The 23,562-nt window shown below is 37.4% G+C and carries 25 protein-coding genes; 13 read left to right on the forward strand and 12 right to left on the reverse strand.

Annotation, left to right across the window (positions count from 1 at the left end):
- Positions 1-49 precede the first annotated feature (49 nt).
- Positions 50-235, reverse strand: coding sequence for a YhzD family protein (locus ACFPYN_RS07830; RefSeq protein ID WP_377733407.1), 186 nt, complete (start codon positions 233-235; stop codon positions 50-52).
- Between the two features lie 224 nt (positions 236-459).
- On the opposite strand from ACFPYN_RS07830, the gene ACFPYN_RS07835 reads away from it, so the two are divergent.
- The 5 genes from ACFPYN_RS07835 to yhaM all read left to right on the forward strand — a co-directional run bounded on the left by ACFPYN_RS07835 (position 460) and on the right by yhaM (position 8,235).
- Positions 460-1,359, forward strand: coding sequence for an ABC transporter ATP-binding protein (locus tag ACFPYN_RS07835; protein ID WP_377733408.1), 900 nt, complete (start codon positions 460-462; stop codon positions 1,357-1,359).
- Positions 1,352-2,620: an ABC transporter permease gene (locus tag ACFPYN_RS07840; RefSeq protein WP_377733409.1), complete on the forward strand. Its 1,269-nt coding sequence runs from the start codon at positions 1,352-1,354 to the stop codon at positions 2,618-2,620. Before ACFPYN_RS07835 ends, ACFPYN_RS07840 begins: the two co-directional genes overlap by 8 nt.
- A gap of 554 nt (positions 2,621-3,174) precedes the next feature.
- Entirely contained in the window at positions 3,175-4,395 is a 1,221-nt protein-coding gene (locus tag ACFPYN_RS07845) for a metallophosphoesterase family protein (RefSeq protein ID WP_377733410.1), read from the forward strand.
- A gap of 10 nt (positions 4,396-4,405) precedes the next feature.
- Complete coding sequence (locus ACFPYN_RS07850; RefSeq protein ID WP_377733411.1) at positions 4,406-7,300, forward strand: ATP-binding protein; 2,895 nt, start codon at positions 4,406-4,408, stop codon at positions 7,298-7,300.
- Positions 7,297-8,235, forward strand: a complete 939-nt coding sequence (gene yhaM, locus ACFPYN_RS07855; protein ID WP_377733412.1) for a 3'-5' exoribonuclease YhaM — start codon at positions 7,297-7,299, stop codon at positions 8,233-8,235. The genes ACFPYN_RS07850 and yhaM overlap by 4 nt, the downstream gene beginning before the upstream one ends.
- Before the next feature lie 222 nt (positions 8,236-8,457).
- Here the strand turns inward: yhaM and ACFPYN_RS07860 are convergent, their stop codons facing one another.
- On the reverse strand, positions 8,458-9,357 hold the full coding sequence (locus tag ACFPYN_RS07860; protein ID WP_377733413.1) for a peptidylprolyl isomerase: 900 nt from the start codon (positions 9,355-9,357) through the stop codon (positions 8,458-8,460).
- 139 nt (positions 9,358-9,496) lie between these two features.
- Here ACFPYN_RS07860 and ACFPYN_RS07865 point away from each other — a divergent pair, with 139 nt between their 5' ends.
- The gene (locus ACFPYN_RS07865; RefSeq protein ID WP_377733414.1) at positions 9,497-9,589 is read left to right on the forward strand and encodes a YjcZ family sporulation protein; all 93 of its coding nucleotides are present in this window, start codon (positions 9,497-9,499) and stop codon (positions 9,587-9,589) included.
- A gap of 146 nt (positions 9,590-9,735) precedes the next feature.
- On the opposite strand, the gene ACFPYN_RS07870 is transcribed toward ACFPYN_RS07865, so the two are convergent.
- The 6 genes from ACFPYN_RS07870 to ACFPYN_RS07895 all read right to left on the reverse strand — a co-directional run bounded on the left by ACFPYN_RS07870 (position 9,736) and on the right by ACFPYN_RS07895 (position 13,273).
- A complete protein-coding gene (locus ACFPYN_RS07870) occupies positions 9,736-9,921 on the reverse strand; it encodes a hypothetical protein (RefSeq protein ID WP_108585245.1) in 186 nt (61 codons plus the stop codon).
- Positions 9,922-9,989: 68 nt separating this feature from the next.
- The gene (locus ACFPYN_RS07875) at positions 9,990-10,532 is read right to left on the reverse strand and encodes a DUF3267 domain-containing protein (protein ID WP_377733415.1); all 543 of its coding nucleotides are present in this window, start codon (positions 10,530-10,532) and stop codon (positions 9,990-9,992) included.
- 119 nt (positions 10,533-10,651) lie between these two features.
- On the reverse strand, positions 10,652-11,218 hold the full coding sequence (locus ACFPYN_RS07880; RefSeq protein ID WP_377733416.1) for an HTH-type transcriptional regulator Hpr: 567 nt from the start codon (positions 11,216-11,218) through the stop codon (positions 10,652-10,654).
- Between the two features lie 239 nt (positions 11,219-11,457).
- Complete coding sequence (locus ACFPYN_RS07885) at positions 11,458-11,838, reverse strand: YtxH domain-containing protein (protein WP_377733417.1); 381 nt, start codon at positions 11,836-11,838, stop codon at positions 11,458-11,460.
- A gap of 368 nt (positions 11,839-12,206) precedes the next feature.
- A complete protein-coding gene (locus ACFPYN_RS07890) occupies positions 12,207-12,731 on the reverse strand; it encodes a tryptophan transporter (protein WP_377733418.1) in 525 nt (174 codons plus the stop codon).
- A gap of 116 nt (positions 12,732-12,847) precedes the next feature.
- Positions 12,848-13,273: an HIT family protein gene (locus ACFPYN_RS07895; RefSeq protein WP_377733419.1), complete on the reverse strand. Its 426-nt coding sequence runs from the start codon at positions 13,271-13,273 to the stop codon at positions 12,848-12,850.
- 113 nt (positions 13,274-13,386) lie between these two features.
- On the opposite strand from ACFPYN_RS07895, the gene ACFPYN_RS07900 reads away from it, so the two are divergent.
- Positions 13,387-14,136 carry an ABC transporter ATP-binding protein gene (locus ACFPYN_RS07900; RefSeq protein ID WP_377733420.1) on the forward strand — a complete coding sequence of 250 codons (750 nt, stop codon included), beginning with the start codon at positions 13,387-13,389 and terminating at the stop codon, positions 14,134-14,136.
- A complete protein-coding gene (locus ACFPYN_RS07905) occupies positions 14,120-15,313 on the forward strand; it encodes an ABC transporter permease (protein ID WP_377733421.1) in 1,194 nt (397 codons plus the stop codon). Before ACFPYN_RS07900 ends, ACFPYN_RS07905 begins: the two co-directional genes overlap by 17 nt.
- 59 nt (positions 15,314-15,372) lie before the next feature.
- Here ACFPYN_RS07905 and ACFPYN_RS07910 read toward each other — a convergent pair whose 3' ends face one another.
- The 3 genes from ACFPYN_RS07910 to ACFPYN_RS07920 form a co-directional block, all read right to left on the reverse strand.
- Positions 15,373-15,981 carry a DUF3298 and DUF4163 domain-containing protein gene (locus ACFPYN_RS07910; protein WP_377733422.1) on the reverse strand — a complete coding sequence of 203 codons (609 nt, stop codon included), beginning with the start codon at positions 15,979-15,981 and terminating at the stop codon, positions 15,373-15,375.
- Between the two features lie 47 nt (positions 15,982-16,028).
- Positions 16,029-16,421: a hypothetical protein gene (locus tag ACFPYN_RS07915; RefSeq protein WP_377733423.1), complete on the reverse strand. Its 393-nt coding sequence runs from the start codon at positions 16,419-16,421 to the stop codon at positions 16,029-16,031.
- A 175-nt stretch (positions 16,422-16,596) separates the two neighbouring features.
- On the reverse strand, positions 16,597-17,769 hold the full coding sequence (locus ACFPYN_RS07920) for a M20 family metallopeptidase (protein WP_377733424.1): 1,173 nt from the start codon (positions 17,767-17,769) through the stop codon (positions 16,597-16,599).
- Between the two features lie 258 nt (positions 17,770-18,027).
- Here ACFPYN_RS07920 and ACFPYN_RS07925 point away from each other — a divergent pair, with 258 nt between their 5' ends.
- From ACFPYN_RS07925 to ACFPYN_RS07935, 3 genes are all read left to right on the forward strand, one after another.
- Entirely contained in the window at positions 18,028-18,492 is a 465-nt protein-coding gene (locus ACFPYN_RS07925) for an SRPBCC family protein (RefSeq protein WP_377733425.1), read from the forward strand.
- A gap of 859 nt (positions 18,493-19,351) precedes the next feature.
- Positions 19,352-19,591, forward strand: a complete 240-nt coding sequence (locus ACFPYN_RS07930; protein ID WP_377733426.1) for a YuzF family protein — start codon at positions 19,352-19,354, stop codon at positions 19,589-19,591.
- An 81-nt stretch (positions 19,592-19,672) separates the two neighbouring features.
- On the forward strand, positions 19,673-20,566 hold the full coding sequence (locus ACFPYN_RS07935) for a manganese catalase family protein (protein WP_377733427.1): 894 nt from the start codon (positions 19,673-19,675) through the stop codon (positions 20,564-20,566).
- A 202-nt stretch (positions 20,567-20,768) separates the two neighbouring features.
- On the opposite strand, the gene ACFPYN_RS07940 is transcribed toward ACFPYN_RS07935, so the two are convergent.
- Positions 20,769-21,290, reverse strand: coding sequence for an antibiotic biosynthesis monooxygenase family protein (locus tag ACFPYN_RS07940; RefSeq protein WP_377733428.1), 522 nt, complete (start codon positions 21,288-21,290; stop codon positions 20,769-20,771).
- 213 nt (positions 21,291-21,503) lie between these two features.
- Here ACFPYN_RS07940 and hemE point away from each other — a divergent pair, with 213 nt between their 5' ends.
- Both hemE and hemH read left to right on the forward strand, forming a co-directional pair.
- Positions 21,504-22,553: a uroporphyrinogen decarboxylase gene (gene hemE, locus ACFPYN_RS07945; protein ID WP_377733429.1), complete on the forward strand. Its 1,050-nt coding sequence runs from the start codon at positions 21,504-21,506 to the stop codon at positions 22,551-22,553.
- A gap of 73 nt (positions 22,554-22,626) precedes the next feature.
- Positions 22,627-23,559, forward strand: a complete 933-nt coding sequence (gene hemH, locus ACFPYN_RS07950; RefSeq protein WP_377733430.1) for a ferrochelatase — start codon at positions 22,627-22,629, stop codon at positions 23,557-23,559.
- Positions 23,560-23,562 lie beyond the last annotated feature (3 nt).

The following is a 23,562-nucleotide window of genomic DNA, read 5'->3' on the forward strand; positions in this document are numbered from 1 at the left end:
TTTCGCCATAGCAGACTTTTTTTGGTTATAGTTATAATGGTTGATTTAATTAACTGTGGAAAAGGATTAGTTTTCCAGCAGTGTTTACTAATCGATGAGTCTTATTAGTAAACTCTTGTTCATCTATCATATCTTGACCTTTTGCTTTTGCTTCAACGTCTGATTCGAAATTCCATGTTTCTTCAATAATTACTTTTCCTGTTGGTTCAAATGCTGTGAATTTATAAGGTTTCATAAACGTCCAACCTTTCTGAAATGAATATAAATTCATTATACAAGTTTTCAAAACAAAAAAATAGGTTGGAAAGACTGCTCTACATTGGATGCCTAAATAAAGATTATATTTTACTTATTACAAGAGATTCAGATTTCCAACTTAATAGTTATGTATTGCGGAATAAGTTGATGTATTGGATTAGTAGAATAATTGTCGAGATAAATTTATTAAGGAGTGAAAACATGACATTGCAAATTGAACATGTGACGAAGAAATTTGGTGATTTCTCAGCTGTTAAGAACTTAACCATGACTGTTCAGCAAGGAAGTATGTACGGATTTTTAGGAGCGAATGGTGCAGGTAAGACGACTACATTCCGTATGATCTTAGGGTTATTGGATACTACCGAGGGCTCAATCACTTGGAATGGAAAACCCATTACGTATGCAAATAGTTCACATATCGGCTACTTACCTGAAGAACGGGGATTGTATCCAAAAATGAAAGTAGAAGAGCAATTAGTATATTTAGGGCAGCTGCGTGGCATGAAAAAAAACGATGCAAAGATTGCGTCAAATGAGTGGTTAGCGCGTTTTGAAGTGCCACACTATGCTCATAAAAAAGTCGAAGAATTATCAAAAGGGAATCAACAAAAAATACAACTCATTGCTTCACTCGTACATAAACCATCCTTAATCATTTTAGATGAACCGTTTAGTGGGTTAGATCCAGTCAATGTAGAAATGTTGAAGAAAGCCATATTGGACATACAAAAAGAAGGGGCAACGATTGTATTCTCCAGTCACCGAATGGACCATGTAGAAGAATTGTGTGAGCAACTGTGCATCATGCATCATGGAGAAACCATTGTCAGTGGTTCGTTACGAGAGGTGAAACGTGGATTTGGACGTCAAAATGTCAGAATAAAAGCAGATTTCGACCTAACGTTCCTAGGAGAAATGGAAGAGGTCAATTCATTTAAATCTTCTATTGAAGGTGGACTCTTTCAAATTTCACAAGAACGAACAGCACATGAACTATTACGCACAGCGTTAACAAAAGGGGATATTCGTTATTTTGCTATTGAGGAACCATCCCTTCAAGACATCTTTATTGAAAAGGTGGGGAAAGAACATGCTTGATTTTTGGACGATTTTTAAACAGTCTTTTTGGACTAAAGCAAAAACTAAAGCATTTGTCATAACGACATTAATTGTAGTTGCAGGTATTTTCTTGATGGCAAACATTTCTACTATCATTTCAAAAGTTCAGGAAGTGGGCGTTTTTGGAGACGGAGCGAACGAAGATATCATTTACGTCATCGATGATAGTGGTAGTCTCGTTGATCAACTGCAGCAACAGTTAGATGTGAAAGAGAGTGGTATCACTTTAAAAGCTACAACTGAATCTATTCAAGAACTGGAGAATCAAATTACAGACGAAAAAATATCGAGCTTGCTGGTTTTAGGAATTAATGACGCTGACACCATTCAAGCGACATACACGTCAAAGAATGCCAATGCTTTTGAGCAACCGATGTCCATTCGTGAAGCTCTTCAAAGCGTCCAAACAAACCTTAAAGCGAGTACTTTAGAATTAACAGGGGAGGAAGTTGCACAGCTATTTGTACCTATTCAATTTGAACAAGATGCAGTTAGTGCTTCTTCAAAATCGGAAGAGGAATTAAGCCAAGCACGTGGTCTGGTTTATGTGTTAATCTTCGTTATTTACTTCGCTGTTTTCTATTATTCAAATATGATTGCGATGGAAGTAGCAACAGAGAAATCATCACGGGTAATGGAAATCATTATTTCAAGTGTGTCCCCGGTTAAGCATATGTTTGCGAAAATTGCCGGAGTAGGAACTCTTGGGTTATTGCAAATTGCATTATTTGGAGTGGTGGGATTTGTCGCATTAAAAACGAGTTCATCTGACTTAACATCTGGTGTGTTTTCGTTCTTTGGTTTCTCAAACGTCAGCATTAGTACGATGCTCTATGCAGTTGTATTCTTCTTACTAGGATATTTCCTATACGCTACTCTCGCAGCGTTGCTTGGATCACTGGTAAGTCGAACAGAAGATGTTCAACAATTACTATTACCGATGACTTTCATTATTATTATCGCATCGTTTATTGCATTTACAGGACTAGGTAATCCAGAGGCCACCTACGTGCAATATTCATCGTATTTCCCATTCTTTACTCCTCTCGTGATGTTCTTGCGTGTAGGGATGCTGGATTTACCGTTTTGGGAACCATTGCTCGGAATAGGTATTTTGTTAATTACGATTTTCATCTTAGGTTGGTTCGGCTCTCGGGTTTACCGTGGTGGCGTGTTAATGTATGGCGCATCTCAATCATTGAAAGACATTAAAAAGGCAATACAATTAGGCAAGAAATAGAATGTTAAGCGAGGCAGATAATGCCTCGTTTTTTTAATTTAAGGCTCTGTTAAGCTAGAGTTTAGTTTCTTGTAATTTACTCTGTCCGTTCGCGTGAGCTAATAAATGCGTACACCTATTTACGATAAGGTAAATGGGTTGCAACGTTGCAAATCCAAAACCACAGAAAGTATGTAAGAATAAAAGATGAGCTAAGTGAACCTGTTACTTAGCTCTTTTATTATGATTAGAGGATGAAGCAGTTATTTTTTACTCATAGTGACGCGAAAACCCCGTCAATTTAGAGGATTTTTCTCGTGTTATGGATTTAGTTGTATAATTTGAATGTTTAGTTGTAAAAATTGAGTATTTAGTTGTAATTTTAAGAGATTTAGTTGTAAAAATCGCGGGTTTAGTTGTAAAAGTTAAATAATGGAAATAATAAAATTGGCTTCACAATTTGAATCCTCATTGAGTGGAATCAAAGTTATTGTTCTACTTCCATAAGATAGTAATTTACCAGTTAAAATGATAAAATAAGAACAAACATTCGATTATTAAAGGAGAGGTCCCGTATGACATCCATTCGTTTTTTTCACGTGGCGGACTTGCATCTAGATAGTCCTTTTAAAGGAATTACATCAATGCCAGATCACCAATTAAAAATTCTTCGGGATAGCACGTTCGTAGCATTCCAAACACTTATTCAATCTGCTGTTCAGGAAAAACCGGATTTCATTCTGATTGTTGGTGATATTTATGACGGGGAAGACCGCAGCTTGCGAGCGCAACACAAATTCCAACAAGGAATGGAAGTGCTTAATAATCATCAAATTCCGGTGTTTATTTGTCATGGCAATCATGACCATCTTGGTGGCAAGTGGACACGTTTTCAGCTCCCTTCAAATGTTCATGTATTTCAAAAGAAAACAGAGAAAGTGCATCTTCGTATTCAACAACAAGATGTTTACATAAGTGGCTTTAGTTATAAAGAACGGCATGTAAAAGAGGCCATGATCTCGTCATATTCACAGGCGAATGATAACGAAGCAATTCATATTGGCATGTTGCACGGTAGCTTAGCTGGGGATAAAACACATGATGTGTATGCGCCATTCACAAAAGATGAGCTTATTAGTAAAAATTATGATTACTGGGCACTCGGTCATATTCATAAGCGACAAGTTTTACACATGGAACCACCCATTGTTTATTCGGGCAACATTCAAAGTCGTCATCGTAATGAAAGAGGTCCAAAAGGATTTTATGACGTTACCCTTGAAAAAGGGGATGCACAGCTAACGTTCATTCAGACATCTGCGATTATTTACGATCAACTTAGCTGTTCATGTAAAGATATTGTCCATGCCAATGAATGGTTTGCAATTATTGAAGAAGCCCTGGATCAATTCCGCAGTAAATATGGAGCAGCTGTTTTAGAGTTGAAATTAACTGAAGTGGATGCCAGTACGTTAGCAATGCTTGAAGGTACCCCTATGGATGAGTGGCTTTCTATGGTGCGAGAATCCCAAGAAATGAAAGATCCGTTAATTTGGGTGCAATCCATATCAATAGAAACTTTAGAAACTATTGATATGGAATCGAGTGGATTAACGGAGAATGTGATTTCAGTCATGAATAATTGGGACATAAAAGATTGGAAAGAAATCGTTAGTGATGTTTATCAACATCCAAGGTTGAGTCGATTTATGGAAACATTAACTGAAGAAGACTATAAAAATATCGAAAGATCCGCCAGTGCATTCTTACAAAAAGAACTTATTGTAAAGGAGTGAGAAGCCACATATGCATATACAAAAACTTGTGATTTTTGGTTTTGGTCAACACGAAGATATTACGATAGCACTAAAAGATGGGATAAATGTATTTTTCGGATTGAATGAAGCAGGCAAAACAACCATTCAACAGTTCTTGTTATCAGTACTGTTTGGTTTCCCACTTCGAAATCAAGGTTTACTTAGATACGAGCCTAAAGGCGGAGGTAGACACGGTGGACAAGTTCATATGGTACATCCGGAATTCGGAAAAGTAGTAATTGAACGTGTCAAAGGAAAATCAGCAGGAGATGTAACAGTTTACTTTGAAGACGGGACACGAGGCGAAGAAGATGCGTTGAAAAAAGTTCTATATCGATATGATCGAGTATCGTTTGAATCGATTTTCTCATTCTCTATTCATCAGTTGCAAAACTTTGACAAAATGACCGAAGAAGAATTAAGCAGAACTCTCCTTGCTTCGGGTACCACTGGCGTTGAAGCAATTACAAAACTTGAACAACGTGCGACAAAAGAAATGAATTCCTTATTTAAAAAGTCTGGAAAAATCCCGGAAATGAACGTCAAGATAGAAGAAATCCGTGCACTCGAGCAATCTTTAAAAGAAGCTAGAATGAAAATTGACCAGTATGAGCCTGCTATTTTACGCATTACTGAAGTGGATCAGCAACTTGAAATCTTGAAAACAAAAGAAAATCAACTTCAAAAACGGAATGAACAACTGGCCAAGTACCGCCAAGCAAAACCTTTGCTAGAGCAACAAATACAACTAGAAGGTAAGATTTCAGCAATAGAGCAACAGTCATTTCCGGCAGAGGGAATCCGACGATATGAAACTTTAAAAGATCGTGTCCAAGAGCTTCACATACAAATTGAACAACTTCAACAAGCTATCCTGCAAGTAAAGCAAAAAATGAATGATACCTCCTCCTTTAATCGATTTAAAGAAATGGACGAATTGTTGTCAAAAGAAACAGAGTGGCATCATTGGAATCTTCGCAAGCAACAGTTAACAAATGAACTAGAGCAATCTAAACTAGACATGCAGCAACAAGCTCGATTGCTCGGTATTAAGACCGAAAATCATTTTAAACAAGTAATGGAAATGAATGTTTCTCTCCAAAAAGAAGAGTACTTTCAACAAGTCATGCACCGTTTGCAACAAGCGGAAGAAACCATTCGTTTTGACATGCAAAGCAGCGAACGATCGCAAATTGAAAATGAAGAAGTCGACAGAAAGCTTAGTCAACTTAAATCATCCTCGCCAAGTGAAGCAGATCGACAACAGGTTGGGAAACTGAACTATTTGATTCGTCAAATGGCAGAACTTAAAGCACGTCAACAAATTGAGACAGAGCCAATAACCAAAAAGACAAATACGCATTTTCTGGTGAGTACGCTTATCTTACTTGCTTCTATAATTGGAGCTATTTCTTTCAGCAACTGGGGCATCGCAATTGGGGGTATCCTTTTAGCGGCAGTCGTCTTTGTTTTATTGAAGAACATGAATCAACCTCCTGTAGAAAAACAATCCAATGATTATGGCGTAGAAATTGTGAAACTTGAACAGCAACTGTCAATGACTGAACAACTAGCTGAACGTCTACGATTATATAACGATCGACTTTTACAGCTTACTGAGCAACATCAAGACAGACTACAAATGACTATGAAGATCGAAGAGAATTTACTAGCTTCTAATCTAAAACGTGAAGAAGCAAAACAGACACTCAACGAATTTCTAAAGCTTAACGGGTTTGATGGATTGATACAGACACAATTGTTTCCCGAGCTTTTCAAACGCATTCGTCAAATTCAAGAAATGCACCAGTTGATTTCCCGAAAATCGCAAGAGCTTCAAACGATTGGGGATCAAATCCATGAAAGGCTTCTTAGAATAGAAGATGTAACATCTAAATCTCTGTCCATAGAAACGGCTTATAGTCATTTAAGAGATGTTTCTACTTCTCATAAAGAGAACCAAAAAGAGCATGGAAATGCACAGATTAAGCAAAAAGAATGGGTTACACAAATGAACGAGAAACAACAATTATTTGAGGCGATGTCAAATGAGATTCTAGTACTATGGAGTGAAGCTCAAGTAAATAATGAATCCGCATTTTATGAAGCGGATAACGCATTTAGAGAAAAACAATCTGTACAACATAATTTGCTGGCGATAAATGCACAGTTAGATTCCATAGGAAAAATAGATTTAGCTAATGAAGTTGAGCAAAACCTTCTATTGTCTGCAGAACAACTTGATATGGAATTAACTAATCTGTTAGAGAATCGTAACGAATTATATGAGGAAAAAGCTTCTTTAAAACAGCAAACGAGTTCTATGTTGAGTGATGAAAGCTACGGTCAGTCCCTACAACAATTTGAACAAAAGAAAGCGGAACTCGCAGAACTTGCTCATAAATGGTCTGTCAACAAAGCCATAACGGAAGCTATTAATCAAACTATGTATGACTTAAAAGAGAAACGTCTGCCATTTGTTCTAAATCAAGCACAACAATTCTTTAACCATTTAACGAATGGTCGATATGATTCACTTGAAGTAAATGAAGATGGGATCTTTGAAGCGGTTAATCCACAGGGCATACGTTTCAGAATTGCTGAACTAAGCCAAGCAACGAAAGAACAGGCATATATTTCATTGCGATTTGCATTGGCGGAATCTCTAGTAAACTCAATACCGCTGCCAGTAGTTATGGATGATCCTTTTGTCCATTTCGATCGTTTTCGAGTTAAACAAATGGTACAATTAATGACAGATTTAGAAATCAATCATCAGTTCTTATACTTCACATGCCATGAAGATATGACAACGATTTGGCCGCATGCGCACGTCATTGATGTTGCAGCATTGCAAAAAGAAAGGAGTGTGCCATTTATATGAAACGTATTACAGAAATAGCAGTAGGAGAGGCAGTAGATCACTTTCTATTAATTAAACAATCTACTAAAGCATTTACCACTACTGGAAATCGATTTATGACACTCATTCTACAAGATAAGAGTGGAGATATTGAAGCGAAATTGTGGGATACAACAGAAGAACATGAAACGCTATATCATGCGGAAGCTATTGTCCGAGTAGGCGGAGAAATTCAACATTATAGAGGCAAAAACCAATTGCGAATTAAGAGTATCCGAGTTGTGAAAGAAGATGAAGGTATATCGTTAGCGGATTTAGTACCCGCCGCTGAAAAGCCGAAAGAAGTCTTGTTTGAGGAATTAATGCAATTTTTCTTCGAAATGAAGAATCCGGCCATTCAACGAATTACTCGACACTTATTGAAAAAACATCAGGCTGCCATCATGACCTACCCAGCAGCTACTAAAAATCATCATGATTATGTTTCTGGGTTAATCGATCATGTTGTATCGATGTTAAAACTAGGGAAGTCATTATGTGATTTGTATCCATCAATTAATAAAGATTTACTCTATGCAGGCATCATTTTACATGATGTAGGAAAAGTAACAGAGTTATCTGGTCCGATTGCAACTTCTTATACGATTGAAGGTAATTTACTCGGTCATATTACGATTATGGTTAATGAAATTTCAAAAGCGGCAGAAGAATTGCAAATTGAAGGAGAAGAGGTCATGCTTCTTCAACACATGGTGCTATCGCATCACGGCAAAGAAGAGTGGGGAAGTCCTAAAAAGCCAATGTTACGAGAAGCTGAAATGCTTCACTACATCGATAATATTGATGCGAAGATGAACATGCTAGACCGTGCGTTAAATAAAACGAATCCTGGTGAATTCTCTGAGCGATTATTCCCACTAGACAATCGTTCATTCTATAAACCAACATTTGAGTAAGAAAAGCACAGCGGGGCATGTTAGGGCGACACCGGCGCTGGAAGATTCGAAACGGGAACTTGTTTCCGATTGAGAATCTGAAGCTTAGGTGCGGCCTGCGCCGCGGAGCTAGACAGTAAGAAAAGCATAGCGGGGCATGGTAGGGCGACACCGATGCGAAAACCTAAATATAATAATCATAAAAAGGCACTCCCATTTATGGGAGCGCCTTTAAAGTATCTCTTATTCTGCCGCAGCAGGTTCTGCTGGTTCAGGGTTTAAGATTTGATCGATTGCGTCTTTCAAGTCTTCATCTTTAATCTTGATGTCAGCGTCGTTCATTAATTTTGATACTTTTGGTAATAATGTACTAGTATCTGCTTTTTGCATTTTAAGTGTTTTCGTAAGTTCTTCTTTATTTTCTTCTAATGTGCCAATATCTGCCTCACGTTTTTCAGTAACTTCAATTATATGAAATCCGAATTCTGATTTAACTGGTTCACTAATTGTGTTAAGTTCTAAAGCTAGAGCAGCATCAGAAAATTCTTTTACCATTTTGTCTGAAGTGAACCAACCAAGTTCGCCACCTGATTCTTGTGCAGCTTGCTCTGTAGAGTATTCTTTTGCTACTTCAGCAAAGTCAGCGCCGCTATCCAGCTTAGCTTTAACTTCTTTAGCTGTTGCTTCATCAGCAACTAAAACATGACGTGCATTTAATTCTGTTTTCATGTTGTTATATTGAGTTTCAATTTCTTTATCTGAAACTTCAATTCCTTCAGTCAAAGCTTTTTCTTGCAATAAATTCAAACGGATGTATTTTTTATATCCTTCTTCCGTTTGACCTTGTTGCTCAAGATACTGTGGGAATCCCTCGCCCATTTCTTTTTTCTCTTTATCGAATTGAGCAGTTACTTCTTTGTCTGATACTTCATATTCTGAAGCCAATACTTTTTCGATAATTAATACTTGAAGTGCTTGTTTACCAACAGACTGTTTCATTTCTTCATATAATTCATTTTTTGTAATATCGCCAGCTTTAGACGTGACAATTGTAGTTGAATCCTTAGATGCCGAGTCGCCGCTACAAGCTGATAATGCTAAAACTGATGCTGCTAATGTCAATGTCAATACTGATTTTTTCATGGGAAATCGCTCCTAACTCTCTTCTTGATGCAGTAGTTACTATACCATAAACGATGAAAAAACAAAAATGGTTCCCATTTTTGCCTACAGATGACAAACGACAAAGCATATTCTAACAAAGAGAGAGGGGGTGTGCGAAGTGAGTGGTGAACATCATCAACAATCCAGCTTTGCGTTAATTGTCGTCCTATTTATCTTGTTAATTATCGTAGGTGCAGCGTTCTTGTGCTAACGAAGTTAGTTGAAAAGCGCTAATTAGGTTAAAACTGTGCGCTTGAAACTGAACGGAAAGACTCTTCATAAAAAGGAGTTTCTTACCAAAAATACTATTGTGAAAAAGAAAAAGTCCATTTGCCTGGAAAAGGCGAATGGACTTTTTTATGCGGTAAATAATATTTCTACATAAAACGAAACAAGTAAAATTGTTACTAATACATTTATGGTTCTGAAAATCTTATTTTGCTTTTCTTCAGGAATTTCTCGTTGTGCACATAACGCGTAGGTCATGCGGTTAATTTGGAATAAATACACAATCGAGAATAACACTACTATTGTGATAATCACGTTTATTCCTCCCCTCTGCCAATCTACACAATCATATCAAAATCGCAAGAAAAAGAACAGTAAAGCGACTAGATGATAGGGGGTATTAATATTTCATATCCAGTTTCTGTTTCTTCAATCAACGCTTTTTTAGGAGAGCGAGCAAGATTCTTAATATATAACAAATCAATTAGACAAAGACCACAATGGTATGCGAGTAACATTGTAAAGTAATGTCCGAATTCTGGATACATAAATGCACCAGCAATCAAAATACTGTTTATGATAAAAAATGGAGCAAGTAAAGCGAATAAGAAAAGTGCTTTTGGTACTGGCTCTTTAATACGAATCGCTAAAATTGGCATAAAACCAAATTGTGTTTTTAAAGAGAAGCGAATTCGATTGCGATAACGAATTAACGGTAGAAAATGAATTGCTTTATGTGTTGGATACAATAAGATAAAACTTATTAAAAAAACCATAAATCTTTCATCAGAAAGAGGGTTGTCGTGTAAAATTTCAAGCATCACATAGAAAAAAGAGAATACGGCAAGGACGAGTAATGATGACAACATGAAAATACGATCGAAGCCGTATTGTTTTTTTACGTTAATAGTTTTCCAGCAGTGCAAAGTATGCATCTCCTATAATAAAATAATATGCTTGCAGATACATACATTACGATGTTTTGCTTAAAAAAGCAAGTTTGCAAATATTACATTTTAGATAGCGTTTTCAAGCGTTGATATAACTAGCTTTTATCTACTACGGTAGGTTTGATGTTTCCTATCTTTTCATCGAAGCTTTTATCTATGTTCTTGAACGAGTGTTCAAATATTTCCATGAAGTCGTCTCCATAAATATTTCGAATCACAGCCATTACTTCCATAAACTCTGGAAACCTTCCGTATAAATCTTTAAGAGGAAGTGAACCTTCGATAACGGAATGTTGAGAGTCATGGTAATGTTCGATCATATTCATTAATAATTCTTCGCCTTGTTCTGTCAGTTCAACATATGTATTTCGTTTATCATCTTCTCGTTTTGAAAATGATAGCAGACCGCGCTCTTCTAACTTTTTGGAAAAATTGAATGCAGTAGACACATGCATCACACCAAATTTTGCAACATCTGAAATCGAAGCACCTTTTAAATGGTAAGAAATCCATAAGATATGATGTTCATTAATATTCAAATTATAAGGTTTTATCCACTGTTGCCAATCTTTTTCCACGGCTTTCCAAAGTGCTTTTGACAGCTGTGCAATCCTCTGACTGTAGAGCATGGCTTCTTTCATTGTATACATTTGTTCAGACATGTCTTCACCTTCTTCCGCAAAAATCTATTTTTATCATTATAGCAAAAAAGTAAAGGTCTGCATAGTTAGAATTTTTAAAATATTATGATGACAATAGCTTTTTTTCTATATTTATAGAGATGAGGATGTTATTTAAAACAAAAGAAAACAATTTTTATAGATAGTAAGATAGTTTGATTGATCAAAATAGCTATAAAAAAACTGCCCTACAATATTTTGTAGGGCAGTTTTGTACATCTTCAGTTTGTTTGTGAAGGAGTCTTCTGATGATTTGCTATCGATTTTTCTAATTCTTCCATAGCCATTTGGATTGAAGATATTTCATTTTGCAAGTTTTCTTGAATCGGTCCGGTTTGATTCTGCCACTTTTGAACAGACTGCTTTAGTTCATCAATCGTTTGTGGAACTTCCGTTTTTGCTTCTTTAGTTAAGCGGGCAATCGATTGTTTTAAATCACTTATTTGAAATTTCACTTCAGATAATTTTTCTTTCCAATCAGATGATGCCGTTTTGACATTAGAACGTAAGTTACTTCCAGATTGAGGAGTAGAGAATAAGGCAGCTGCTGATCCTGCGACAACACCTGTTACTAAACCAATAAAAAATGTAGATGCTTTCATTTTAGACGCACTCCCTTCATATATATATGTATACTATTCCTTCATTTCAATTAATTAAAACATGTTGGACAAGCTAAGACAACACGAAAAGCAAAAAGCACGATGTTAACTCGGTTCCGCTGGTAGTAGAAAGACACCGAAAAGTAACATTTAAGCTTTAAAAACGGAGGTGTAATAAGAAAAGCGCAAAGCACCTTCTAGCTCGACACCAGCGCAGGAAGAATGAAAGGCTTATCGTCTCTCTGACTCCATAAAGGGGAAGAGAGCTAGACATAGCTTCTCCCAGTTCAAAGGTGTAGCTAAAAAAATATATACTTTCTTATATTTCGAAAAAAAGTGGCCTGCCATTTCTGGCAGACCACATATATTTAGTTTGAAAGTGCTGTTTCGAATTTCGATCTTTTCACCAACTGAGTTACAATCGGGAAAATAAAGAAAAATGCGATGGAATTCAATGCAACAGTGGGCAGTACAACACCGATTACTAGGCCGCCAAACGGTAAGTCTACACCGAGCACGAAAATCGCAACGGATAAGAAAATAACGCCTGAAAACAATGTGCCGATTGCTGTAAGTACTACTGCAACAGGAAGTTTAGTTGTTAAATGTTTCAACGCCACAACCACTGCAAAAAATACAAATGCTGTAATAAATTTATCGACGACGTTAGGAATAAATCCTGCTGGGAAAGTTGAAAACAGTCCAGATATAACGCCCGTAGTTATTGCTAATAAAAAGACATGTGACGCTTTTGGAAATAGTAAAATCCCGATAAACATCATCGTTAACATAAAGTCGGGTTTCATCCCACCATTAAAACCTGGGATAACTAGGTACAACGCAGCTCCTATACTAACTAATAGGGACATTAAAACTAAATTCTTTGTATTCATTTGCTCATCTCTCCTCAACTATTCTAATGTAATTTTTAGATTCTCCTGGCGTATCCTGTGATCGACAGCGAGAAACTTATTTATGATTTTACAGTCTTATATAGATAAATGCAAGATTACTTGCTTAGATTCAAGCGGATTTGTTCAGCATACTCAGCAAACATTTCACTCGTGTACTGTTTTTCTTTTGTTTGCCACGCAGCTTTAAATCCATCCGTTTGATCGTATCTTGGAATAAAATGAAGATGGAAATGGAAAACACTTTGTCCAGCAGGGGCACCGTTGTTATTTAGTAAATTTAAACCAACTGGTTGGAATGACGCTTTAAGGGAATCAGCAATTTTAGGTGCAACGGAAAATAGTTGTCCAGCCTCCTCCGAAGTCATGTCATAGACATTCTCATGATGTTTCTTGGGAATTAACAATGTATGACCTTTGGTTAGGGGCATAATATCCATAAAGGCTAACACATGTTCATCTTCATACACTTTTGTACTTGGAATCGAACCGTCTACAATTTTACAAAACAAACAATCATTCATTGCGGTCACGTCCTTTCATGATATGGTTCCAAGTTTATCATAAATTGAAGTAGCCAGTCATAAGCCAATCCGTGATTTTTTTGTTAAGATATAGAATAAAAGGGGTGCATCTGATGAACGTATTAGAAGTAAGTGGAGTTACAGGTGGTTATACACGTAAACCAATCATTCATGATTTATCTTTTTCCATTGCACCCGGTGAATTAGTCGGTCTCATTGGACTAAATGGGGCAGGGAAAAGTACAACAATCAAACATATCATCGGTTTAATGAATCCTAAAAATGGAGAGATCCGATTAAACGAAGTGACCATGGAAGAAGACATGGACGCTTACCGTTCTGCGTTTTCCTATATTCCTGAAACACCTGTATTGTATGATGAATTAACTTTAAAGGAACATTTGGAACTTACAGCTATGGCGTATGGTTTAGATGAAGCAACATTAGCTGCTCGCTCCGAAGTTCTATTAAAAGAGTTTCGTATGGAGAAACGCTTAAATTGGTTTCCCTCACACTTTTCAAAAGGAATGCGTCAAAAAGTTATGATCATGTGTGCATTCTTAGTAAATCCTTCTTTATATATAATCGATGAGCCATTTGTCGGACTTGATCCACTTGGAATTCAATCATTGCTTGATCAAATGAATGAAAAGAAACTCGCTGGAGCTTCCGTCCTCATGTCAACCCATATTTTATCAACGGCGGAACGGTATTGCGACCGCATTTTGTTATTGCACAATGGTCGAATTCGGGCACAAGGGACAATGAACGATTTACGAGTAGCATTTAACATGCCACTAGCTACTCTTGATGACTTGTACATCGCGATGACTAAGGAGCGAGACAATGAAGAACCTGCATGACGTATGGCGTATACGTTTTCTTCATTACGTAAACGAACTTCAAAAATACTTGAAATATGTATTCACCGGTCATCTTGCAATTGTCATTGTGTTCGTCCTTGGAGCAGGTGGCTATCAATATAGTGAATGGTTGAAAACAGTACCAAGTGATTTTCCAGGTACATGGTTAGTAGCGGCAATTATCGGCGTTTTTCTTGCGTTTAGTATACCTACAACTTTAATTCGTGAACCAGACCAAGTGTACCTACTTCCACTTGAAACGAAATTAATGACATATATGAAAAAAGCATTATCCTGGACGTTTTGGTCACAACTTTTTATCGTGGTCGTGCCATTTATTGTGGCACTCCCTTTATTGAGTCAAGTAAGTAAAGTTCAACCAAAAACACTAGGTTTTGTATTTATCCTTATATTGCTAATGAAATGGTGGAACGTGCAAGTCGAATTTGCATTTAGATGGGCCAATCGTGGACAAGGGATATGGGGCGATCGCATTGTTCGTACTTTAGTATCTATCGCTGTACTTGCTGGTGCGTTCACGATGAATCCGCTTTATATTGTGTTACTGATAATTCCTATTGTATTTTATTACATTTCGTGGACTCGTCAATTAAAAGGACAACCTTTTCCTTATGAACACTTTGTCGAAGTGGAACAAAATCGGATGTTACGTTTTTATCGATTCGCAAATTATTTTACTGATGTTCCTCATATTCAAGGAAGCATTCACCGTCGTGCTTGGCTTAATATCTTATACCGATTAGTGCCAAGTCATCAGAAAAATGCTCAAGACTATTTGGTGTTCAGAACTTTCGTGCGAACGGATGACACGTTTTACTTATGGTTGCGTTTAACTTTACTGTCAGCTTTAGGTGCAGCATTCATTGGTATTCCAATAGTTGTCATGATTTTTGTTGGTGCGTTGTCATTTGCTTCTGCAATTCAAATCAAGCAAGCACTGTCAGCATCCAGTGAATTCAGAATGGATATGCTTTTCCCAATTGATGAAAATGCTAGGAGTAAAGGTATTCTAAAACTGGTACGTGTTGTGCAAGTTTTGCAAGCTTTGATTGTACTAGTGACTGTCGTGATAGTAGGAGTAGAACAAGTGAGTTTATATGCATTGCCGATTGTTGTTTTAATTGTTAGTGAGATTACCTTAAAGATGAGTAAATAAGTAAATGGTCTCATACCCCTGTAGATTTAGGGTTATGAGACCATTTTTAATTGATGGCTTCAAAAAGGCAATAATTTTTCGAGCGGTCCATTTGGTTGGATAATTTCTTGAATGTCGAGGATGGGAATAGGGAAGTATGGGAATCCCCAAACGTATGGTGTAATTTCATACAGTTGGAAATAGATAACCAGTGAATGGTCGGCAAGGTAGAAATCTTGATCAGGTCTTATTGATGTAAACTCTCCAAGGAGTTGGATTTCCCAGTCTTTAATTTTCTGTTCAATAATGGACGATAAAACGGTGACATAATTACTGTCAGGCTTGAATAAGTCCTTTAATTCATACTGTTTGCCTGTTGTAACATCAAACGTTAAAGATTTAACAATGGTCATTCCGTGTGCGCCACCTGTAAAAGCATAAACAGTTAGGGTTAAGCTTAAAATATTTCTTTCATTTGTTTTGATTTCAAATTGTCCAACCATCTCTATAAGGCTTGAATCGTGATATCCAAGCTCAATCATTGTTTTATTTATCGTAGAAACTATAGCAGAGTTTATCTTCATTTCCGCCTGAGGATTAGCTAGACCTATTACAAATGGAAAATAAACGTTAACTTTTGGCTTTTGCTTTTGAAGTGATTTGTAGCCAATTGCAACTGGAAAGTCCATCAAAACATCCTTTCAACCAATTTTTACGTACCTTGATTTTTTGGAGCCTAATCCTTATCTTCCAAAACTTTAACTTCAAATGTACCTAGACCTGAAGAAGTAGAAAGTTGATTCGTTAACTGCTGAATATATTTTTCAGCTTTTTTTCGACTTGTATCGATTCCATGTAGAACGATCGTGAGTTCTTTTTCATCCATACTATAAATCGTGTAGGCAATACTGCCGGTAGGTTTATACCCCTCGTTTTTCAATTCAGTAATGAGCTCCTGTTGAAAGTTTGAATCAATCAGTTTGCTGGTGACAGTTTCAACCTCTTGCACATCACGAAGATAAAGATCCTGGTCAGATTCAGATGACAAAGACGATAGGATAAAAACCAATATGACAATGGCAAACAAGACGAAACCTATTAGTAATACTCCTTTATTAGCCCTTTGCATTTGCATCCCCCGATTACACAGTTGTTTTAAATAATATGCCTAAGTCCATCATTTATTCGGAAATCGATACGATGATTCATTATCCATAAAGAAAAAGCTACTTCTGCAATTGAGAAGTAGCTTAAATAGTAAAAAAACAAAACCCGACACCATATACAGGATGTCGGGTTAATTATTATTTTACTTCTTGATAATCGACAACTGCTGCACCTAACGTTTTCGCTGCGACTAACATAGCGCTTTCGTCAAAATCAAACTTTGGATGATGATGGGGGAAGACTTCGCCTTTAGGCTGTGCTCCTGTAAAGAAGAATGTGCCAGGCACCTTTTCTAAGTAGTAAGCAAAATCTTCGCCACCCATATGTTGTTCAGACTCCCGAACTTCGTTAATGCCTGGAACTTGTTCCGCTACTTCTTTAAGGAACTGTGTTTCAGCTTCATGGTTTACCACTGCGTTATAGCCGCGTTCGAATAAGAACTCATATGTGCAATCATTCGCAAGACATGTACCTTGAATAACACGATCCATTTCTTTTTCAATTAAGTCACGCACTTCAGGGTTGAATGTGCGAACGGTACCGATTAACTTCGCTGAATCTGCAATTACATTAAAGGCGTTTTGTGCTACGAATGATCCAACAGATAATACAGCCGATTCAACAGGACTAACTCTTCGAGATACAATTTGTTGTAAGCTTGTGACGAGCTGAGCACCAATAACGATGGAATCTTTTGTTTGGTGTGGACTAGCGCCGTGGCCACCGCGACCTTGAATGGTGATTTCGAATCGATCAGCTGCAGCCATAACAGGTCCAACGCGATATTCAATAGTTCCTGCAGGGGTTAATGACCACAAATGGGTTCCAAAAATGGCATCGACACCTTCTAAACAACCTGCTTCGATCATCGGTTTTGCCCCACCTGGAGCGTACTCTTCTGCATGTTGATGAATCAGAACATATTCACCAGAAAGTTGTTCTCGCATTTCATGCAATGTTTTTCCAAGCACCAATAACGTAGCGGTATGACCATCGTGCCCACATGCATGCATAACACCGGCAACCGTTGATTTGTACTCTACATCTTTTTCATCTTGGATGGGTAAGGCATCAAAATCTGCGCGCAACGCCACAGTTTTACCTGGTAAAGCACCTTTTACACGTGCAACTACACCATTTCCACCAACATTTGGAGTAAAATCAATGCCTAGTTGTGCGTAATAATCTTGTATATATTTTGCTGTATTGGTTTCTTGAAAGGATACTTCTGGATGCATATGTAGATATCTGCGAATGACTTGCATCTCCTCAAATGCCACATCCAGTTTTTCATATAATTGATTTTTCATAAAAATCTCCTTTCGAATGTCGAAATAGTTTGAATGTTTGTTATTATAACATTAGGAATTCTAGAGAACAATTGAAGTTTTAGAGATTCACAAAACTGAGCAAAATCCGTCTTCAGGCAGAGAACAAAACCACTTACTGAGAGACTGACAAGTTGGATCGTTAATGAAAAGTTCGGTTTAACTGATTTTGCTTCATAGGTTTAAGAGTACTAATACAATGGGATTTTAAGTGTAATACGATTGGAGGAGTGTCACAGGATGCCTATCATCATACTAGAAACTTACGTAAAAGCTCCAATCGGTATGTGTTTCGATTTTGCCCGCAATGTGGAAATACACATAAAAACGACATCTCAAACGCAGGAACGAGCAGTTGGCGGAATTACCACTGGGTTACTCAAGAAAGGTGATGAAGTTACGTGGGAGGCCATTCATTTTGGCGTGAGACAAAGATTAACAGCTAAGATTTCGGAGATGACAAAGCCACATGCATTTACGGATGTCATGGTAAAAGGGGCTTTTCATTCTTTTTCACATACACACGAATTTATTGAACATAGCAGAGGAACCATGATGAAGGATATCTTTGAGTATAAATCTCCATTGGGCATCATCGGACAACTAGCCGATAAGGTGTTTTTGGAAAAGTATATGAAAAATTTTTTAGTATCTCGTGCAAATGAATTGAAGAAAATAGCTGAAATTGAAGCTAATCGAATGTGAATCAATAATTTCCTATTAACTGTTATCCCGAATTGTTGTTTATCGTTCATTTGATCATGTAGCATGTTCCTCCTGAGCCTGTATTGAAAATATGGAAAAAATGATCAAAAGGGAATTGTTTTTGAGGAGTGTACAATTTTAAGACTAGCTTTATAAACAGCACGTGAATGGGAATAAATCACTCGCCAGTGAGAATAAATTAAAATAAATGGGAATACCTACACCCCACAATCCCATATTACAAACTTATAAAAGTAGGTCTCATTCTTCACGCTCATGCGGCATGCTAATCGCAAATGTACTTTTCGTTTGGTTTTAATATAATGAAGCAGAAAGAGGACGAAATAGTATCTTCGGCCGAATATATACTTAAAGAAAACTTCTATTCTCTAGTTAACCAAACTAAAGGTACTGTGTGCGTTCAGGTTGAAAGGGAGCGAAGGACGAATTCCCGCAGCAGGATGATCTATAAAAAGAGTTGGGTGAAGTGACGCAGTCACAAGCCCAACTCTTTTTTCTTTAGATTATTGTGCAGTAAGTAAAGCGTCCGAAGCGGACTGGAAACCGGTTATCCAAAATAATATAAAATAAGTTTTGGTTTGTAATTGTAGTGTTACTTACTTAAATTGAATGGTCCTGCTATTATCGTATATTTCCGCTTACTGCATGTTCTTAACAAGAATGAAAAACACATTACTTGCGAGGCTAAGGCTTGCGATCGCAGGAAGTGCGTTTTTAACCTTCGTTCCTTTGCTTGCAAGGTTTATTTAAAAGGACAATTCAACGAGTTGCCATGCATTCACAATTCTGTTTATTCTTCCATACACTAGGACTATTGATTAGAAGGAGTGTGACAGGAATGAATGATCAACCACAGCAATCGGTAGAGTACGTTAGCAGTTACGATCCATATGTGTATCAAACGTTAACGTCAATTATTGGAGAGAAAATTGTTGTACAGTTATCGAATAATAGTGTAGTGCAAGGGGTTCTTAGTCAGGTGTTGCCAGACCACATTGTGGTCGAAACGAATAAAACTCCATTTTTTATACGTACACAACAAATTATATGGGTATCTCCGTCAACTTATAAAGGTTAAATGATCATATACATTTAATTCCCTTCATAACTATGAAGGGTCAAATTTATTGAGCGATAATAAATGAGAGAAGGAGATTCCATGTTTAAGCGTATAAATAAGTTACAGATTGATCTGCCAATACCTGAGTATGGGGATGCAAATGCCGCTGCGGCGGTGCAGGAACTTCTTGGTGGTAAATTTGGTGAAATGTCGACATTAAATAACTATATGTATCAATCATTCAATTTCCGTCAAAAAACAAAATTTAAGCCCTTTTATGATTTAGTCGCAAGCATTACAGCGGAGGAATTTGGTCATGTCGAACTGGTTTCCAACACCATTAATATTTTGAACAGGGGCATCTCTTTTGCTGGTGATCCGAATGTAACTCCATTACAAAATGGCAAAGATTTACGCAATACGTATGCTCTCATAGCAACCGCACAAACTTCAATGGCGGGGGATTCCATGGGTAATCCTTGGCGCGGAGATCATGTGTTTTCCAGTGGAAACTTAGTGTTGGATCTATTGCATAATTTCTTTTTGGAATGTGGAGCAAGAACACATAAAATGCGTGTCTATGAAATGACCAGTCACGAAACAGCTAGAGAAATGATTGGGTATTTATTGGTACGGGGTGGTACACATGTCCTTGCTTATGCGAAGGCTATAGAAATGGCCACAGGCGTTGATTTGACAAAGATGCTCCCAATTCCAAATTTAGATAACCGTTCATTTGATCACGCACGAAAATTTGAAGATCAAGGTTTAGGCAACGTATTATTTACATGGAATGATGACGGGGAGTATAAAGATATTCGGTCCATCTGGAAAGGCGAAAATCCGAGTAACGGTCAGCCACTTGTGGTGCAAGATGGCACGCCTAAAGGTGGCCCGATTCCTGATCTCGATGATCTTCCAGAAGAATTCGCTCCAGGAATTGGACCAGATGAGTATCAACAAATTGCCAAACGTTTAATGGCGAATATGTAAGAAGGGGGTTGGCGTGAGCTGACCCTCTTTTTTTTCTACTATATAAAGAAAGCCGTGTGTCTCAAGAAGTTAACTTGTTTTTGAACCCTGTTTGAGCGATAAATAGTTCACAAACAAGAATGGAAAGAATTTTGCTTTATTCACACACTATATCCTTAATTAAAAAAGCGCCAATTCCTTTTAAGGAATGGCGCTTTGGCAATTAAAGAGTTTCTTCATTCTTTCGAACAGCCGTATACTTTGTTACATAAGAAGCACTAGAGAAAATATTTGGACGTTTGTCGATGCCTTCATCTGTCCCACGTTTTTCGTGGGCTTTGTTATAGGCTTGCGAAGTTTGCCAAGCTTCAAATGAACTGGATCCAGTCCATTCTGTCAAAATGACATACGTATCAGAATTAACTGGACGTAATACGCGAATGGCAATAAATCCTGGTTCATTTTCAATGGCACGTGCTCGATTATTAAAACGATGTTCAAATATTGGACGTCCTTCATCAGTTACTGGAATGTTGTTCAAGACAAAAAAGCCTTGATCACTAAATTCGCCTGACGAGTCGATCACTTCGTATTTACGTGGTGTTTGAAAAACAGTTTTTCCAGTTGTTTCGTGAAGGAGCGCTGCGTTGCCTTCTCCGTGAAGGACAATCATCTGTTCTCCTGCATGTTTTTCCTTTAAAGAATTCATGAATTCAGGTGTGCCTGATGTTAAGTAAATGTTCATGTATTTTCCCCTCCGTATCTATATGTACAGTATAATCTTCCCCAAGCATAAATGCTTGAAACAAATCTTTGTCAAAAGAGTGTCTCTCAATCTAGACAATTCTATGACATTTGCACCCGAAATCTATACAATAGTGTAGAGAACGTCTATATTTAGAACGAATATACAAGAGCGACAACAAAAATGTGAAGTTGAAGGGCAGGAAAGAAAATCATGACAAAGTTTAACGATACATTTCTACGCGCTGCACGTGGCGAGAAAGTAGATCACACACCGGTATGGTATATGCGTCAAGCAGGACGTTCACAACCGGAATACCGAAAAATCAAAGAGAAGTATTCATTAGAAGAAATCACACATCAACCTGAACTGTGCGCGTATGTTACTCGTTTACCAGTTGAAAATTACAATGTAGATGCAGCAATTCTATACAAAGACATAGTAACGCCACTTCCAGGTATAGGTGTGGATGTGAAAATTAAATCAGGTATCGGTCCTGTTATTTCAAATCCAATTCGCACGGTTCAAGATGTTGAAAAACTTGGAGAACTTTCACCACAAGATCATATCCCATTCGTTCTTGAGACTATCAAGATTTTGACTAAAGAACAATTGAATGTACCATTAATTGGTTTCTCAGGAGCTCCATTTACACTTGCTAGCTATATGATTGAAGGTGGACCTTCAAAAAATTACAATAAAACAAAAGCATTTATGGTATCAGAACCAAAAGCATGGTTTGCATTAATGGACAAGCTTGCAGATATGATCATCGTTTATACGACTGCACAAGTTGATGCAGGAGCAAAAGCTATCCAAATTTTCGATTCATGGGTTGGCGCATTAAATATAGAAGATTATCGTATCTTCATTAAACCGGTGATGACTCGAATCTTTACTGCTATCCAAGAGTTAGGTGTACCTGTAACGACATTTGGTGTGGGTGCGAGTCACTTAGCAAAAGAGTGGCATGACCTTCCAGTAGACGTAGTAGGATTAGATTGGCGTTTATCAATTAAAGATGCTCGTGCCATGGGCTTAACCAAAACACTTCAAGGTAACTTAGATCCGTCGTTATTACTTGCAGATTGGTCGGTAATTGAGGAACGTGCAAAAGACATTGTCGATCAAGGTCTTGCACATCCATCACACATTTTCAATTTAGGTCACGGAGTATTCCCTGAAGTAAACCCGGATATCTTAAAGAAATTGACTGAATTTGTACAAGATTATAGCCGAAAACAAATTAAAGCACATTCATAAGGCATTCATGTTCGCATCAATAAATTGAACATGGCAAAATGAAGAGTGTAAATAAATGAATGAGGTGTTGTAGTTGTCTAAGAAAACAATAGGGCTACTTGTCATGGCTTACGGTACGCCATACAAGGAAGAAGATTTAGAACGTTATTATACACATATTCGTCGTGGCCGTCCGCCAAGTCCAGAAGCTTTAATTGAGTTAAGAGACCGCTATCGTGCGATTGGTGGAATTTCTCCATTAGCTCAAATTACAGACGATCAAGCGTCAGGCTTACGAGACCGTTTGAACGAGGTTCAAGATGACATTGAATTTAAATTATATATTGGCCTAAAACATATCGAACCGTTCGTAGAAGATGCAGTGGAACAAATGCATAAAGATGGAATCACTGAAGCAGTTTCGATTGTATTAGCTCCTCATTTTTCTACGTTCTCTGTTAAATCTTATAATGGACGTGCGAAAGAAACGGCTGAAAAATTAGGCGGATTAGAAATTACTTCTGTTGAGAGTTGGTATGATGAACCTAAGTTCATTCAATATTGGACTGAAAAAGTTTCTGCAACCTTTAACTCAATGTCAGCTGAAGAACGTGCAAAAGCTTGCTTAATTGTTTCTGCGCATTCATTACCAGAAAAAATAATCGCAAATGGCGATCCTTATCCGGACCAGCTTAAAGAAACAGCTGATTTAATAGCACAAGCTGCAGGTGTGGAAAACTATGAAGTAGGTTGGCAAAGTGCTGGGCAAACTCCAGAGCCTTGGATTGGACCTGACGTGCAAGACTTGACTCGTGAATTACACGAACAAAAAGGCTACACTACATTTGTTTATACACCAGTTGGATTTGTAACAGATCACTTGGAAGTACTGTTTGATAATGACTATGAATGTAAAGTAGTTACAGATGAAATCGGGGCTAAGTATTACCGACCTGAAATGCCAAATACACAACCATTATTTATAGATGCTATGTCTGACGTTGTATTAAAACATTTGAATAAATAATAA

This window comes from Paenisporosarcina macmurdoensis, from assembly GCF_042658845.1.
GTDB lineage: Bacteria > Bacillota > Bacilli > Bacillales_A > Planococcaceae > Paenisporosarcina > Paenisporosarcina macmurdoensis.